Here is a 17,756-nt window from a genome sequence, read left to right on the forward strand (position 1 = left end):
CATCTGAGTAATGACAATTACAAAAATATTCCCTTTTGTGCAATTTGTAAATTATTTGTAGTTAAATAATGTTAATAAGATTGGTGGGGTTAATATGGTTTATTTCACAAGCATTGGCAGTAAAATGAAGACCTACAAAAAATAGCACATCAATCCCTTCAATCTCATCAATCCCCTCAATCTCTTCAATCCCCTCAATCTCTTCAATCCCCTCAACCTCACACCTGACAGCCTGCCGGCCTAATACCCATCCTGCTAAAATTCCTGCTAATCCTAAAAAAAATAGTATTTTAGCACTGTCATAAACTTAAAAGTCTTCAGTAAGCATGACCTTACCTGCAATAGAAACAGAATCTTCTCTTCTTCAGCAATTACCGGAATTAAAGTTAGGAGTTCTCACTTCTGATGTGGAAGTTGCTGAAGCCGATGAAACCTTAAGGCAGGAGATGGATAAACTTTTGAATGAGTTGTCGCCTCGCCTCGACGCCGGGATTATCCGTAACATGCCGGCGGTGAAAGCCGCTAAAGATGCCTACCGACGGTTAGGGAAAGACCCCAACCGGTACCGCCCTTCGGCCGAGGCTTTGTTACGCCGGGTTAGTAAAGGGAAGGGGTTGTATTATGTCAACAATGTGGTAGACTGCCTGAATATGGTCTCGGTCAAAACCGGTTATTCCATTTGCGGATACGATGTCGATAAAATTGTTGGCACCATAAAACTCGGAATTGGAAAACCCGGCGAACCCTATCAGGGAATTGGACGAGGAGAACTTAACATTGAAAATCTGCCCGTTTTTCGTGACGACACAGGTCCTTTTGGTACCCCCACCAGCGATTCGGTGCGTACCTCGATAGATGAGAATACCTCTTCAGTACTAATGATTATACCGGCCTTCGACGGTAACCAAACGGAATTGAATAATGCCCTGGAGACGCTGGCTGAGCTGCTTAACAAATTTGTGAATAAATCTTCTTCTCAATTCAAGATATTATAAATAAAGATGATAGAAATATGTGCCCTGGCATCAGGGAGTAACGGAAATTGTTATTATGTTGGTAATCAAAATGACGCCATTCTGGTGGATGCAGGAATCAGCCGGCGTCAGATAATGAAAAGAATTAAAGAGCGGCAGTTGGATGCCTCAAAAATCAGGGCCGTTTTTATTTCTCATGAGCATGCCGACCATTTTCGCGGTGTTAGGGTTTTAAGCAAATGCCTCAATATTCCGGTATATATCACCGAGTCTACATATAAAAAAAGTTGGCCGCAGCATCGACCCGAAAAAATCAGAAATTTTTCACCCGGCGATGTGGTACGGATAGGGGAGATGTGCGTTCATACCTTTCTTAAGAATCACGATGCAGCGCAACCCTGCAGTTTTCGTATCGAACATAACGGTATTAGCGTGGGGGTTATGACCGATATTGGTGAGCCTTGCCAAAATGTGATTCGTCATTTTTCGCTTTGCAATGCCGTATTCCTCGAATCCAATTACGATGAGGATATGCTCTGGAGTGGTCCTTATCCCTATTATTTGAAAAAAAGGGTGGCCTCGGCTTATGGCCATTTGTCCAATCGTCAGGCTTTTGAGTTGTTAAAGCAGTATGGTTCCGATGAACTGGAGGTTGTATTTCTTTCGCATTTGTCGGCCGAAAATAACCGCCCCGATATCGCCATGGAGGCTTTTAAAGAATTAGCGGATAAATATTCGGTGCGACTCACCAACCGTTATGCTCCGGCCGAAATTTACAGAATTAAGGAGAAAAAGCTTGTTTCCTGAGGATTTTGCTACTGCAGCCTTTCATCGCCCGGAAATGTTTTCCAACCGGCAGCATGGCATCTGCAGGCTTATTGGGATTTTTAAGCCATGCCTGAAATATTCTTATAAATGATGCAGAAAAAATAGTTGAGGATGCCTGATTTTAAACCACTTTACCCTGTGCCTGCGAAATGTTGCAAGAGCGTTGGCACTTATTCAGGGTATCATAATTTGTCAGGCATCCTCAACCTTTTTGCCGAACTGTTACCACCGCTTTAATTCACCTTATTGCTGACATCCTCTTTCCCAAGGTTATTCACTGCGCACCAGCAATCCTAATTTTTCGAGCAATTGGGGTTTATCCATTAAGGCCAGTTTGGCCACGTTCTTGTAAATGTTGACCCAGTCCTGCAACTCATCAATCTTTTTGTCTCGGTCAACCGTGGCCTGTTGCGCTTCGCCGGCTTCCCTCACCTGTTCACGCATCGCCTCTTCTATTGCATCCAATTCGGCCAGTCGCGAATCCAGATATTCGGTCGTAAAGCCCAATGGCGACATCCGGTTGAGCAATTCCTCATGCTCTTTTATGTTGCTGTAAAAGTCGCGGGCTTTCCTCAACCATTCGCTTTTTCTGGTTTTACGACGGCCGGCCAAATGCAACATTTCCCAATAACCTGCTTCATCCTGAAACATGGCACGTGCCAAATCCCGGTGCAAGGCATAGGTCTCGTCAAAATTTTCTATCATTTCGTTAGCTTTCTGGGTGGCTTCATATTGTTCGGCATACTGTACGTTCTGGTCCTTATTCAAGGTTTCGGCTTCTTCCAATAACGTCAGGCCTTCATTAAGCTTTTCCGCATCATAACCATAAGCCGAAACCCGTCCCGAAATTTCCCCATCGCTGATGCTGTTGCGAATGAGGATATCGCTGTTATGCAAGAGGTCTGTTATTTGTTTGTTGTTCATAGTTATTCGGGTTTACGGTTTCAGCATTTGTTTTATTTAGCAACATCAAGTATCATTTTTTCAGCCTACAGTTCTTTGCGGATAACCTTCATGGCGAATAAACAATTCGTTTGCCGTTTAATGGGCTCATTATCAATGCTGATAATCGCCCCCCGGAGCATCACCTACGGAAACGGGCCGGAAAGTAATGGGTACGGGAAATTGCAGCCACTTATTGACCTTTCCGGCCCGTAACTATTGTTTTTTTGCGAATAACATCTTGATATTTCCGGTGAAAACGAAAATTTTCCGGTGAAAGTCAAAATTTGCCGGTGAAAATGAAAATTTCGCGGTGAACATGAAAATTTGAAGGGGAATGTCAAAAATTCGTGGTGAAAATGAAAATTTTGCGGTGAAAACGAAAATTTTCCGGTGAAAGTCAAAATTTGCCGGTGAAAATGAAAATTTCGCGGTGAACATGAAAATTTGAAGGGGAATGTCAAAAATTCGTGGTGAAATTGAAAATTTTCCGGTGAAAACGAAAATTTCTCGGTGAAAGTCAAAATTTGACGGTGAAAATGAAAATTTCGTGGTGAATATGAAAATTTGAAGGGGAATGTCAAAAATTCACGGTGAAAATGAAAATTCTTAGGTGAATTCAATATATTAAAGAGAAATTCAAATTTTTTCCGGTAATCGCGAAAATATTGCGGTAATGACAATAAAAACCTCACCGCCCGTTTGAGGGCCTGCTTTATTCGTCGTTTCACCTGATTATGGATAAGATAGCTCTTCATGGTTTGGTTTATAACTATGATTCAGTTTTACATTGTTTATAAACCACAGAACATTCGCAACTCATCCAACCGGTTATCTAATCTGATTTTTCCCGGATGAAACGAGCATGACAATGAGAGATTTTCACAAAAGAGAATGTATAAAACTCTTTGTCATGCGAGTTCCATCAGGCCAATGAATTAGATAAATTTTATACTGATGAACATACCCTTCTTCTCACACATAAACAGATGAACGTTTTCGGGACTTGCTTTAATCAAATAATGGATGTGCTCTTTGGCTCATCCCCTTCGGCGCCCCTGACCGTAAGAAAATGTTATTGGTGTTTTATTATGAAAAGTTTAATATGACCTTAATCTTTATCAACCATTCGATAGAATGTATAATCCAAATAATTTTTTTTAAACCTCATTTATTTGAATATCAGCATTTGCAGTCGTGAAATTAATAATGATTTTAAAATTTGTCAAGAGTCAATATTATATTTTTTTTGGCCTTATTTCAACTTTTGGGTTTGGTTGCATTATTTGATGATATTTTTGGCCGGAAGTCAGAAGCCAGAGGTCAGAAGCCAGAAGCCAGAGGCCAGAAGCCAGAAATATAAAAAGGATATAATTTGAAATAAATAGAAATAAAGTAGATATAAATAGATTGGTTTTTAATTAGTTAGAGATGTGTTAATTCTAGCAACCTATTGGCCTATCGGCCTAATGACCTAGTGGCCTAAAAGTGTTAGCCGCGGAGCGGCGACAGACCGGTAACAAGGATGTAACTACTATCCATCAGAGCCCCGGAGGGGCGGCAGAATGCTCACCGGAGTTAATTACCACGAACAACTCTAGTCTTATATCTAATAATCTTACATCTAACAATCTAACATATTACACTGTGAAACTCTGTGTATCCACTGTGTAACACTGTGAAAAAAAGAACACAGAGAGCCACAGAGGCCGGAAGCCGGAAATCAGAAGCCAGAGGCCAGAAGCCAGACGCTAGAAGCTAGAAATGATTAAAGGATATAATTTGAAATAAATAGAAATAAAGTAGATATAAATAGTCACGCCTCTAATTGTTAAATGCTTTAAAATTGTGGTCGCCGGAGCGTTAGGCATTGATACTCTGTGATACACTGTGCATCCACTGTGAAACACTGTGTAAAAAATGAACACAGAGGCCGGATGTCAGAAGCTAGAAGCTGGAAGCTAGAAGCCGGAAGCCAGAAGCCAGAGGTCAGAAGCTTGAAATATAAAAAGATATAATTTGAAATAAATAGAAATAAAGTAGATATAAATAGATACCGGTAGCCATAAGATGGATATAAATTGCGTGCAAAAAAATTAGCCTAACATTCTATTGCCTAATAGCCTAACAGCCTAACCCCCTATTGGCCTAATGGCCCAATGACCTAATAGCCTAACCGCCTAATAGCCTAATAACCTAACCGCCTAGCGGCCTATTGGCCTATCCGCCTAATAGCCTATTAGCCTGACAACCACCAACAACTTTTGACTTATATCTAATAATCTTATATCTAACCATCCTACATCTTCACATTTATCTTGCTCTGTGCCTAAAATGGGAATAAGGAAACCCACAACGACGGGGTTACTGAGAACTAAGCAGAAAATCTATTGAGGATGCTAGTGGGGTAACCCTTTTATTTACATTGCATTAGGATGTTTTGTCTTTTTTTGTAAATTTATGTGTCTTTTTGGTCTGTTTTTGAACAAACAAGGCTTGTATTAGTAAAAAAAAGCGAGGCCATGTAGACCCCGCTTTAAATGTTTTCACAACGGAATAATCCTTATTGTGAATTGCTTCAAAATGTAAAGCAATTATATAAAGAAAAATTCGGAAAAACAAATCAAGTTGATAACTCTATAATATATGGATTTATGAAACGAATTTTAGGACTTGACCTGGGAACTAACTCAATTGGGTGGGCTCTGGTTGAAAACGATGAAAATGATAGAAAAGGAAAGATAATAGGAATGGGGAGTAGAATAATTCCCATGGATATGAGTGAATTAGATAACTTTAATAAGGGAGCCAGCATTTCCAAAACAGCAGAGCGAACACGATTACGGATGACACGCAGACTAAGGGAGCGGCATCTTTTAAGGCGTGCCCGATTGCATCGAATACTAAACATTATGGGTTTTCTGCCCGAGCATTATAGAAATTCGATTGATTTTATTGATAAAAAAGGTTGCTTTTTTGAGGGACAAGAACCCAAGATTGCCTATAAACCGGATAAAAATAGTGAGCAATTTTGCTTTTTATTTACTAGTTCCTTTCATGAAATGCTAGAAGATTTTCGGAAGTTTCAACCTGAATTGATACAAAACCGAAAAAAAGTTCCCTATGACTGGACTATTTACTATTTGCGGAAAAAAGCTCTTACTCAAAAGATATCTAAAGAAGAACTGGCTTGGATAATTTTAAACTTTAATACCAAAAGAGGTTATTATCACCTGAGGGGAGAGGATGAGGACAATCAAGACAATAAGAAGATTAAGGAATTCCGAGCTTTGAAGGTTGTTAATGTTACAGAGCGTGAAGGTGCCAATTCTTCAGGGAAAAAATGGTATGATATGGAGTTGGAAAATGGATGGGTGTATTCCAGACAAAGCAATTTACCGCCTAACCTTGAAGGAAAGACCATTGAGTTAATTGTTTCTTATACTCTGGACAATAATGGGAATATTAAAAAAGACAAGAATGGTAAAGAAAAGTATTCTTTAAGTATGCCGGGGGAAGAGGACTGGAATCTTGTGAAAATAAAAACTGAAAATGATTTAAAAACTAGCAAAAAGAGCGTGGGAGAATATATTTATGACCATTTATTAAAGAATCCCGATCAGAAGATTCGTGGAAAACTTATTAGTACCATCGAGCGTAAATTTTACAAAGAGGAGCTTAGCCGGATTTTAAAAACACAAATGAATTTTTATGAAGAATTGAAAAACAGGGAGCTTTACCAAAAATGTGTGGAGGAACTCTATCCTAATAATAAATCTCATCAACAAACCCTTTTACAAAAAGATTTTATCCATCTCATTGTTGAGGATATCATTTTTTATCAGCGGCCATTGAAAAGTAAACGTGCTTTTGTTAACAATTGTCCTCTGGAATATAGGGTATATGTGGATAAAAAAAGTGGTGAGCTGATAAAATCGGGTGTAAAATGTATTCCTAAATCGCATCCTCTTTTTCAGGAATTTCGTTTGTGGCAATATGTCCGGAATTTAAGAATATACGAGAGAGAGCGGATGGTTAATGGACGATTAATGGTGAATGTTGATGTCACCAATGAGTTACTCCCTGATGAAGAGCATATTGTTAGATTGTTTGATTTATTAAATGATCGCAAGAGCTTTAAACAAGATGATGTTTTAAGATTTGTTGGAATTAAGTCACCTAAGGACCGAAAAAGATATAGCTGGAATTATCCTGAAGATAAAGAACTTCCTGGCAATGAGACTCGTCACTTGATTCTTGCTTGGTTGAAAAAAGTGGATGGAGTCCCTGAAGACTGGTTAGACCCCGAAAAATTGAAAGCATTGTGGCATTTGCTATATTCGGTTACTGACAGGGAAGAGATAATAAAAGGACTTCATTCTTTTGCAAAAAAATATGAACTTCCGGACACCTTTGTCGAGCATTTTAAAAAAATTCCCCGACTGGAACGCGAATATGGTTCCTTTTCGGAGAAAGCCATAAAAAAATTATTACCCTTGATGAGAATGGGTAAGTATTGGAAAGCTGAAGAAATTCCGGCCGACCTGTTGGAAAAAGCTCAAAAAATTATAGATGCAGAAGCTGATGATCGGATTAGTGACGAGGTTAGAGAAAAACTACTGCATTTAAAGGATATTTCTCAGCTGAAAGGACTTCCCTTGTGGCAAGCATCCTATTTGGTTTATGGACGACATTCTGAGACAGGAGAAGTGGTGAAATGGAGAACTTCTGAAGACCTTGAAAAATATATTTTACAATTTAAGCAACACTCTTTGCGAAACCCCGTTGTTGAACAGGTCATTTTAGAGGCCTTACGGGTTGTTAAGGATATTTGGGAGCATTACGGGGAAGGAAAGGAAGGATTCTTTAATGAAATTCATGTGGAAATAGGCCGGGAATTAAAAAATCCGGCTGATAAGAGAAAGAAAATAACCAGTCAAATTCAGGAGAATGAAAATACCAATTTAAGAATAAAGGCTCTGTTGGAGGAATTGTTTAATGATCCTTCCGTTAAAAATGTCAGGCCATATTCTCCTGCCCAACAAGAAATTTTAAGAATATACGAAGATGGAGTCCTTAATGGGCAAAAGGAGATCCCAGATGATATTCTTAAAATTTCAAAAATGGCCAGGCCAAGTAAAAGTCAGCTGGTTAAATATAAGTTATGGCTTGAACAAAAATACCGTTCGCCATATACCGGCGAAATAATTCCTCTAAGCCAATTATTTACTTCTGCATATGAAATTGAGCATATTATTCCACAGGCTAGATATTTTGATGATTCTTTTAGTAATAAAGTGATTTGTGAGGCTGAGGTTAATCGTGAAAAAGGACATCAGCTCGCTTTTGAATTTATCACTAAAAGGGGAGGTGATGAAATAGAACTTAATTTCGGGAAAAAGGTCACAATACTCAATGTTGAAGAGTATCAGAAATTCGTGAAAGATCATTATGGACGTAGTCTTCGATCTCTTTCAAAAATGAGAAAATTGTTGATGGAGGATATTCCCGATGATTTTATTGACCGACAGCTAAATGATAGCCGGTATATTAGCAAGGTGGTACGTAATCTTCTTTCAAATATAGTAAGAGCGGAAGATGAAAATAGTCTTGTTTCTAAACATTTAATTACCTGTACGGGGGGAGTAACAACCAGACTTAAGCATGAATGGGGCCTAAATGATGTGTGGAATGAGTTAATTACACCTCGTTTTGTAAGATTAAATAAGATGGGCAAGGAAAAATTTGGAGAGTGGATTAATAAAAAGGGTAAGCAGGTCTTTCAAATTCAAATGCCGCTTGAGCTTCAGAAAGGTTTTAACAAAAAGCGAATTGACCATCGACATCATGCCCTGGATGCTTTAGTGGTTGCTTGTGCTTCCCGAAGCCATGTTAATTATTTGAATAATGATTCGGCCAGGGCAAATGCTTCAGAAACACGCTATGATTTGAGGAATAAATTGTGCTATAAAGACAAAACAGATTCGAACGGAAATTATAGGTGGAAGTTTTATAAACCCTGGGAATCTTTTACTGAAGAGGCTAAAAATAGGCTGGCCGGTACAGTGGTTAGCTTTAAATCCAATCGCCGAATAATGACCAGGTCATCAAACAGATATTTTAAATGGGTAGATACCTCTGAAGGTAAGAAAAAGAAATTGGTTCGCCAGATTAAAGGAGACAATCAGGCTATAAGGAAACCTTTGCATAAGGATACGGTGCTTGGAAAAGTTTCTTTGAGAAAAGAAAAAAAAGTATCGCTTTCCAAGGCCATTGATTTATGGGAAAGCATCGTTGACAAACCTTTAAAGAAACGGATTCAATCGTTAAGAGAGCAGGGCTATGATAAAAAGCTATTGTTAAAGTATTTCAAAGACCGTAATAATCAATTTAACGGTCAGGATATTTCCAGGGTTAATATCTATTTTTTTGATAATAATCTGGCTGCGCGCCGCGTCACCCTGGATGCTTCTTTTAATAGCGAAAAACGAATTGATGGAATTACTGATTCGGGTATCAAAAAAATTCTTTATGCTCATCTTCAAAATGAAAAGTATCACGGCAAAAAGGATGAAAAGGGGAATGAAATATCCCCCTATGAGTTGGCTTTTTCGCCCGAGGGACTGGAAGAGATGAATGCAAATATTAAGAAACTAAATGGAGGTAAACCGCATTGTCCGATTTATAAAGTAAGGTTGGCGGAGACAATTGGCGAAAAATTTAAGTTGGGTGAAAAAGGTAATAAGAATAAAAAATATGTGGAAGCGGCCAAAGGAACTAATTTATTTTTTGCCGTTTACGTCGATGAAAAGGGAGTAAGGAGCTTTGAAACCATTCCTTTTTCAGTGGCATTGGAACGCAGGAAACAAAAATTGGCAGTAGTCCCTGAAGAAAATGAAAATAAGGAAAAATTGTTGTTTTATCTTTCGCCCAATGATTTGGTTTATGTCCCCGACGAAGATGAAAAACTGATAGATTATCGTCAATTATCGATTAATCCGACTAGAATTTATAAAATGGTATCTTCTTCTGGAACACAATGCTTTTTTATTCCTCATTTTGTGGCAAGTCCCATTGTTCAAACTATGGAGCTTGGGCCCAACAACAAGTCCGAACGTGCCTGGGATGGGCAAATGATAAAAAATGTTTGTTATAAACTCTCTGTGGATCGATTAGGTAATGTCAAAATAGAAAAGTAATAATTATAAAAAGAGTGGGTTTAAAGTGAAAAGGCTTGGATGGGTCTGGGGTTTTAATTCAGAATCATTATGATTAAAAAAACACTATACTTTGGCAATCCTGCCTATTTGAGTATGCGGAACAGTCAGTTGGTTTTAAATTTTCCGGATGCGAAAGGCCTTGACGACCAGTCAGGCCGCAACACCATCCCCATAGAAGATATTGGGGTGGTGATTCTTGACCATAAACAGATAACCATAACTCATGCTTTGGTTGAAAAATTGTTGGCAAATAATTGCGCCATAGTGACGTGTGATGAGTCACACATGCCGCAGGGACTTATGATGCCATTGTCCGGCAACTCGGTACAAAAGGAACGGTTTACGAACCAAATATCGGCATCGGTGCCTTTGCGCAAACAGCTCTGGCAACAAACCATTCGGGCTAAAATAAAAAATCAGGCTGCGTTATTGGAAATGATACCCAGAGATATCAACACTGAAAATATGCACTTCTGGGCGTCTAAAGTAACGTCGGGTGATAGCGAGAACCATGAGGCCCGAGCAGCGGCTTATTACTGGGCCAATATATTTGATATCCCTGGATTTAAACGGGGCAGGGAAGAGGCACCGCCCAACAATCTGCTGAATTACGGATATGCCATACTGCGTGCTGTTGTGGCCCGTTCGCTGGTATCTTCGGGTTTGTTGCCGACATTGGGCATACATCATCACAACCGGTACAATGCCTACTGTTTGGCCGACGATATTATGGAACCATACCGTCCCTTTGTGGATAAGGTGGTGTTGGATATAATGAATGCCGGAATAGACTACACTCGCCTTGGAAAAGAGGCCAAGTGGCATTTGTTGAGTATTCCCCAGGTGGACGTGTTGATAAACGGAAAACGAAGTCCGTTGATGGTGGCTGTTTCGCAGACAACGGCTTCATTGTATAGTTGTTTTGAAGGAACCAGACGTAAAATTTCATATCCCCAATTAATTGGCGCTTATGGAGCGACTAAATGAATACAGGATTATGTGGGTCATGGTATTTTTTGATTTGCCAACGGAAACTAAAAAAGATCGCAAAATCTACAGCACTTTTCGAAAGAAGATGCTGAATGATGGTTTTGTGATGTTTCAGTTTTCCATTTATATACGCCATTGTCCCAGTCGCGAAAATGCAGATGTGCATATCAAAAGAGTTAAGAGCTTTTTGCCACCCAAAGGTCATGTGGGTATCATGCGAGTAACCGATAAACAGTTCGGGGATATGGAACTTTTCTACGGTAAAGAAACCGAAAAGAAAGAAACCCCATACATGCAATTGGAGTTATTCTGAAAAAAAAGCCCGGGAAACCGGGCTTTTTAATGTTTTTAATAGCCATTTTTTAATTCTAAATTTCAAGATAAATAATTGAAATTCAAGTTTTAATGGCGTGGTATGCTGTCAGCAATACTACAAAAATACATTTTGAAAGCAATTCACAACACAAGTATTATGATTCTAATTATAAAGCATGCTGTCAGCAATACTACAAAAATACATTTTGAAAGCAATTCACAACACAAACAATAACATTAGGTTTATATCTTTGGCTGTCAGCAATACTACAAAAATACATTTTGAAAGCAATTCACAACTTCTTTTGCGGCGGGCATATGGTCCAAAACGCTGTCAGCAATACTACAAAAATACATTTTGAAAGCAATTCACAACCCTTTTTAGTACTGTGAGACGCTAAAATCCGCTGTCAGCAATACTACAAAAATACATTTTGAAAGCAATTCACAACTATGCAATGTCTAAATTTTAATACCATGAAGCTGTCAGCAATACTACAAAAATACATTTTGAAAGCAATTCACAACTAAACACAGGTAAAATAAAATATTATGAATGCTGTCAGCAATACTACAAAAATACATTTTGAAAGCAATTCACAACCTAAAAAAACTGATGATTATGTGTGGAAAGGCTGTCAGCAATACTACAAAAATACATTTTGAAAGCAATTCACAACAGTGGCACTCATTGTTCCAATACCTACATTGCTGTCAGCAATACTACAAAAATACATTTTGAAAGCAATTCACAACTACCTAAAACCTTTTTCCTAATTTTTTCTGCTGTCAGCAATACTACAAAAATACATTTTGAAAGCAATTCACAACACCTCCTTTGCTACTACTGATTTCTTTGTTGCTGTCAGCAATACTACAAAAATACATTTTGAAAGCAATTCACAACCCAACTCGAACCACCATTTGTAGTCTTTTGGCTGTCAGCAATACTACAAAAATACATTTTGAAAGCAATTCACAACATTATGGAAAATAAAAGAAAATGCGTTTAGCTGTCAGCAATACTACAAAAATACATTTTGAAAGCAATTCACAACCTTCAGCTGTTACATCCTCATACAAAAGGCCGCTGTCAGCAATACTACAAAAATACATTTTGAAAGCAATTCACAACTCAGTTCCCAACCAAGTGCCTTCGTAATATGCTGTCAGCAATACTACAAAAATACATTTTGAAAGCAATTCACAACGGTGGAATGAAGTTGAGCGTGTAAAAATAGCTGTCAGCAATACTACAAAAATACATTTTGAAAGCAATTCACAACATTTCTGGGTCTTTTAAATCTGGTGGCTCTGCTGTCAGCAATACTACAAAAATACATTTTGAAAGCAATTCACAACTATAATTAAATCAGTTAATCTTTTTGAGTAGCTGTCAGCAATACTACAAAAATACATTTTGAAAGCAATTCACAACTATTGGTAATGCCATAATCAATTGCCCTCCGCTGTCAGCAATACTACAAAAATACATTTTGAAAGCAATTCACAACCTGCCTTATGCGCTGATTGCGGTTGGTGGGGCTGTCAGCAATACTACAAAAATACATTTTGAAAGCAATTCACAACAGGTTCTCCGGATAGTCACCTGTATATTCAGCTGTCAGCAATACTACAAAAATACATTTTGAAAGCAATTCACAACTAGTAGCCGTAACTCCGCTTTCAGTTATTAGCTGTCAGCAATACTACAAAAATACATTTTGAAAGCAATTCACAACCAAGTCTCGCCAGCTCTGTTTGAAGTTCTAGCTGTCAGCAATACTACAAAAATACATTTTGAAAGCAATTCACAACTTATTTCTTGCACATCTCCATGAACTACCTGCTGTCAGCAATACTACAAAAATACATTTTGAAAGCAATTCACAACTTTTAACCCGCAGCGTATGCTCCCAACTTTGCTGTCAGCAATACTACAAAAATACATTTTGAAAGCAATTCACAACTTTTAACCCGCAGCGTATGCTCCCAACTTTGCTGTCAGCAATACTACAAAAATACATTTTGAAAGCAATTCACAACACGAGCAGATAAACGGAAATATAAGGACAGGCTGTCAGCAATACTACAAAAATACATTTTGAAAGCAATTATCTAAAAATCTTACATCTAAAAATCTAAAATCTATATCTCTAACATTTCTCTGTGAAACTCTGTGTGCCCACTGTGTAACACTGTGAAAAAATGAACACAGAGAGCCACAGAGATAAAAATCATAATTTTCGAAATGAGATAAAATGTGTCACACCTACGGCGTTTCGATTCCATCTGCAATCAAAGTCTACCATAATCAGGCACCTAATGGCGCCAAATAAGGATATAGGTTGAAATAAATTGAAATAATGTAGATACAGGTAGCCATAAGATGGATGTTAATTTCGTGCAAAAAAATTAGCCTAACATTTTATTGCCTAATAGCCTAACTGCCCAATGGCCTAATAGTCTATTGGCCTGTCATCAGGCACCTGACGGCGCCAAATATTGGGCATAAAGTAAGCTTGATTGTGAATTTTTTTTAATGCCGTTAGGCATGAAATTTTGGTAGAAAGCGGTTAACAATATTCAGGAAATGCCGTAGGCATGACATTTAGGGTAGGATGGTGAGATGGTTGAATGGTCGGAAGGTAGCCGCAGAGCGGCGGAAGAATTTAGGCCATTAGGTCATTAGGAAAATAGGCCAATAGGAGATTGATTAGAAGGGTGAGGGCAGTTGTAAGTCCCTTACGCTCACCCCCCAACCCCCTGAAGGGGGTGCGCCGGCGCGCGGAAGCCGGAAGCCAGAGGTCAGAGGCCAGAGGCTGGAAATCAGAAGTCAGAAGCCAGAGGCTAGACGCCAGAAGCTGGAAATGATTAAAGGATATAAGTTGAAATAAATAGAAATAAAGTAGATATAAATAGATATAGGTAGATATATGATGGATATAAGATTGTGTTGCCAAATTAGCCTAACATTCTACTGCCTAATGGCCTAATGGTCTTATTGCCTAGCAGCCTAATAGCCTAACCGCCTAATGGCCTATTGGCCTTGAATTTTAGCCCCGGAGGGGCGGCAGAGTGGTCACCCGGAACAAATTGCCACGAACAACTCTAGTCTTATATCTAATAATCTTACATCTAGCTTTCTCTATGAAGCAATTTATCAAAAATATTCTGCCGGTTATTATTTGTCTGTCATTTATGATTTTTTATGTATCTTCGTTATGTTAAAATATTTACAATATTGTTTTTATTGACTTGTAAAGGAATTAAACGTTAAAAGGAAGTATATACCTTAGCAAGCAATAAGAATAAACATAGTAAGTAAAATAATGGAAACAAAGATTAAAGAAAGTATTGATAATCCGGAGCAACTTGAAAAATTGTATCGAGCTGACAAGAAGAATTTCGAAAAATCATTCTTTTGCATTTATCCGGAAATTGCAGATTCTAAAATAGCTGATTTTTGGAAAGTAAGATTAGAATTTGATGCTCGGAGTGAAGCCAAATCGGGAACCAGAAAGACGGATGTTTATTTTCTGATAATTACTTGTTTCGTCACCGGTTTTTTAATCAAAATACCTCAAATATTTAATGTAGAACTGAACGACTATTTCTTCTATGAAAAAAATGCCGGGTTAATATTGTTTTTGGGATTGTCGGCGTATACATTTCTTACAAAAATGCAGATTAATTATAAGCACCAAATAACATCAATTATAGTCTTTGGTTTATCTGCTATATACATCAATTTATTGCCCTCCAATCGAGACAGTGATTCAATAAATTTAGCCTATTTACATTTACCTTTGTTTTTATGGTGTTTTTATGGTTTGATTTTTATTGACTTTGATATAAAGGACAAAACAAAAAGGATTGATTACATTAAGTACAATGGCGATATAGCTATTCTGACAGCCATAATCTTGGTGGCCGGCGGCATATTAACCGTCATAACTATTGGCTTATTTTCGGCCATCGATTTAAATATTGAGGAATTTTATTTCGAGAATATCGTGATTATTGGGGCTGTTTCATCTCCTATTGTTGCAACGTATATCGTTAAAAATTTCCCTTCAGTAACCAATAAGCTTGCTCCAATAATTGCGACTATTTTTAGTCCTTTGGTTCTTATTACTCTAATTATCTACCTGATTACTGTCGTCAATACAGGGAAAGACCCCTATAATGACAGAGACTTTCTTGTTGTTTTCAATATAATGCTTTTAGGTGTTATGGGAATCATTGTATTCTCGGTATCTGAGGCATCGGAAAATAGGAGACGGAGTTTTAATGAGTTGACACTATTTATCTTGTCAATAGTCACGCTGATAATAGATTTAATAGCGCTGTCAGCCATACTTTACAGATTGGGAGAATTTGGTTTTACGCCAAATAGAACTGCGGTTTTAGGTTCCAATCTATTGATATTTGGACATCTGGTTTTAATAATGCTTGATTTGTATAAGGTTGGATTTAAGGAGAATGACATTAAAACAGTAGAATTGACAATTTCCAAATATTTACCTGTATATGCCGTTTGGACCATCTTTGTGACTTTTGTTTTGCCGTTTATATTTGAATTAAAATAGTAATTACGCGTACTAACCGTATGCGAGAGCGATAGGTAGATAGGCTATTTGTATATTAGAAGCCGGAAGTCAGAAGCCAGAGGCCAGAGGCCGGAAATTAGAAGCCAGATGCCAGAAGCCAGAAGCTAGAAATATAAGTTGAAATAAATAGAAATAAAGTAGATATAAATAGATATATGATAGATGTAAATTAAGTGTTACCAAATTAGCCTAACATTCTATTGCCTAGCGGCCTAATGGCCCAATGGCCTATTGGCCTATTATCTGGCACCTGACGGTGCCGAACATTGTTCTATGAAAATGCTTTCACAGGAATTTTAAATGCCGTTAGGCATGATACTTTTGTAGAAAAAAATTGTGAGTAGCATTTCAACAGTTTATTCTTAAATTAAAGGTTTAAAATTCCACTAAGGTCGTTGTTAAGGATTCGGAAATTCCTAACACGGGGGTTGGTTATGTATTTTACAACGTAAAAGGGGTAAAACAATGATTAATTTAAATTTGTATGGTTGGAATGAAAAGTTAAAGCAACTTAAAAAAGAATCCATGCACCGTGAGCTTCCTCATGGTCGAATATCCATTGTGCACCGGACCTGCTACGATGTTGTTTCCGAAAACGGTCTTTTCCAGTGCGAACTGACGGGAAATATGATGTATGGGAAATCGGATTTTGAATTACCCTGTACAGGTGATTGGGTTATTTTTCAACCATTTGATGAAAATAAAGGGATTATAGTTGATATACTACCACGTGAACGAACTTTGTATCGTAAGAAAAGTGGGAGCGTTTCCGGAAAACAAGCCATTGCTTCATATGTTGATAAGGCATTTATTGTACAAAGCCTTGATAATAATTTCAATGTTCGGAGAGCTGAGCGCTTCATGGTTCAAATACTGGAAGCCAACATCAATCCCATTTTGGTACTCAATAAAGTCGATTTGGGGGCTGATAGAGAAAAAATAAATGAATCCATAAAAAATTTAGCTCGTCAAATGCCTGTGATTTACACGAGTATTCATCAACCCCAAACCATTTTGCAACTGCGGGAATATATAACAATGGGTGAAACGGTTGTTTTTGTTGGTTCTTCAGGGGTCGGGAAAAGTTCATTGATAAATGCACTTTGCGAAAAATCGTTATTGGTCACATCCGCCATCAGCCAATCAACGGGAAAAGGGAGGCACACCTCGACGCGTAGGGAAATGATTTTGATGGACGGTTCAGGCGTTTTAATCGACACACCGGGTGTTCGTGAATTTGGTTTGGCTGTAGACAATCCTGATTCGGTTGGAGAGGCTCTGGAAATATCCTTCTATGCTAAAGGGTGTCGTTTCAATGATTGTGAACATATCAATGAACCCGGATGTGCAGTATTAGAAGCAGTAAACAAGGGCAAGTTAGACAAGAAAGTTTATGACAGCTATCTAAAGCTTCGCCGTGAAGCATGGCATTTTTCTACATCGGAACATGAAAAACGTAAAAAAGGGAAATCGCTGGCAAAAATGGTTAAAGAAGTAAAGAAACGTAAAACGAATTTCTAATTTTAATCGTATAGCCTGTCCCGGCAACCCTAACACCTAAAAAACAGATAAATTATAATGGCCCACCGCAAAAACGCCTTCCGATTTCGGCCAAAACAAAAAATAGAAAAACCCAAATTAACTTTTTTTGTGCGTCCCCTTTCGGGGGTTCATGATGGAACAAACTTTTTTCTAAAGATATTTGACCTTTTCGAGGTCAGCGTGTTATGGTTGCAGTTTAAAGGCTTTACGGATTAAAGTCCATGGGTGCAACCGGTATTGATAAGAATTTCTGCAAAGTAATCCAATCCAAAAATAACACTGTGAAACTCTGTGTACCCACTGTGTAACACTGTGAAATAATGAACAGAGAG

At 38.0% G+C, this 17,756-nt stretch carries 8 protein-coding genes and 1 CRISPR repeat array; of the genes, 7 read left to right on the plus strand and 1 reads right to left on the minus strand.

Annotation, left to right across the window (positions count from 1 at the left end):
• Positions 1 to 326: 326 nt before the first annotated feature.
• Both BM130_RS07720 and BM130_RS07725 read left to right on the plus strand, forming a co-directional pair.
• A complete protein-coding gene (locus BM130_RS07720; protein ID WP_010527205.1) occupies positions 327 to 995 on the plus strand; it encodes a B3/B4 domain-containing protein in 669 nt (222 codons plus the stop codon).
• Positions 996 to 1,001: 6 nt separating this feature from the next.
• Entirely contained in the window at positions 1,002 to 1,781 is a 780-nt protein-coding gene (locus BM130_RS07725; protein WP_010527206.1) for an MBL fold metallo-hydrolase, read from the plus strand.
• Between the two features lie 291 nt (positions 1,782 to 2,072).
• Here BM130_RS07725 and BM130_RS07730 read toward each other — a convergent pair whose 3' ends face one another.
• Positions 2,073 to 2,726: a PQLLE family protein gene (locus tag BM130_RS07730; RefSeq protein ID WP_010527207.1), complete on the minus strand. Its 654-nt coding sequence runs from the start codon at positions 2,724 to 2,726 to the stop codon at positions 2,073 to 2,075.
• Positions 2,727 to 5,398: 2,672 nt separating this feature from the next.
• On the opposite strand from BM130_RS07730, the gene cas9 reads away from it, so the two are divergent.
• From cas9 to rsgA, 5 genes are all read left to right on the plus strand, one after another.
• On the plus strand, positions 5,399 to 9,943 hold the full coding sequence (gene cas9, locus BM130_RS07740; RefSeq protein ID WP_029626550.1) for a type II CRISPR RNA-guided endonuclease Cas9: 4,545 nt from the start codon (positions 5,399 to 5,401) through the stop codon (positions 9,941 to 9,943).
• Positions 9,944 to 10,012: 69 nt separating this feature from the next.
• Positions 10,013 to 10,951, plus strand: a complete 939-nt coding sequence (cas1, locus tag BM130_RS07745) for a type II CRISPR-associated endonuclease Cas1 (RefSeq protein ID WP_010527210.1) — start codon at positions 10,013 to 10,015, stop codon at positions 10,949 to 10,951.
• Complete coding sequence (gene cas2, locus BM130_RS07750; protein ID WP_029626551.1) at positions 10,935 to 11,267, plus strand: CRISPR-associated endonuclease Cas2; 333 nt, start codon at positions 10,935 to 10,937, stop codon at positions 11,265 to 11,267. Before cas1 ends, cas2 begins: the two co-directional genes overlap by 17 nt.
• 104 nt (positions 11,268 to 11,371) lie before the next feature.
• A CRISPR array of direct repeats spans positions 11,372 to 13,391; the repeat unit is 46 nt; unit sequence GCTGTCAGCAATACTACAAAAATACATTTTGAAAGCAATTCACAAC.
• Between the two features lie 1,210 nt (positions 13,392 to 14,601).
• The gene (locus BM130_RS07755; RefSeq protein ID WP_010527212.1) at positions 14,602 to 15,861 is read left to right on the plus strand and encodes a hypothetical protein; all 1,260 of its coding nucleotides are present in this window, start codon (positions 14,602 to 14,604) and stop codon (positions 15,859 to 15,861) included.
• Positions 15,862 to 16,347: 486 nt separating this feature from the next.
• Positions 16,348 to 17,403 (plus strand): ribosome small subunit-dependent GTPase A, encoded by a 1,056-nt coding sequence (gene rsgA / locus BM130_RS07760; protein WP_010527213.1) that lies wholly within the window; start codon positions 16,348 to 16,350, stop codon positions 17,401 to 17,403.
• Positions 17,404 to 17,756 lie beyond the last annotated feature (353 nt).

Origin of the sequence: Thermophagus xiamenensis (genome assembly GCF_900112795.1) — a bacterium.
Lineage (GTDB): Bacteria > Bacteroidota > Bacteroidia > Bacteroidales > Marinilabiliaceae > Thermophagus > Thermophagus xiamenensis.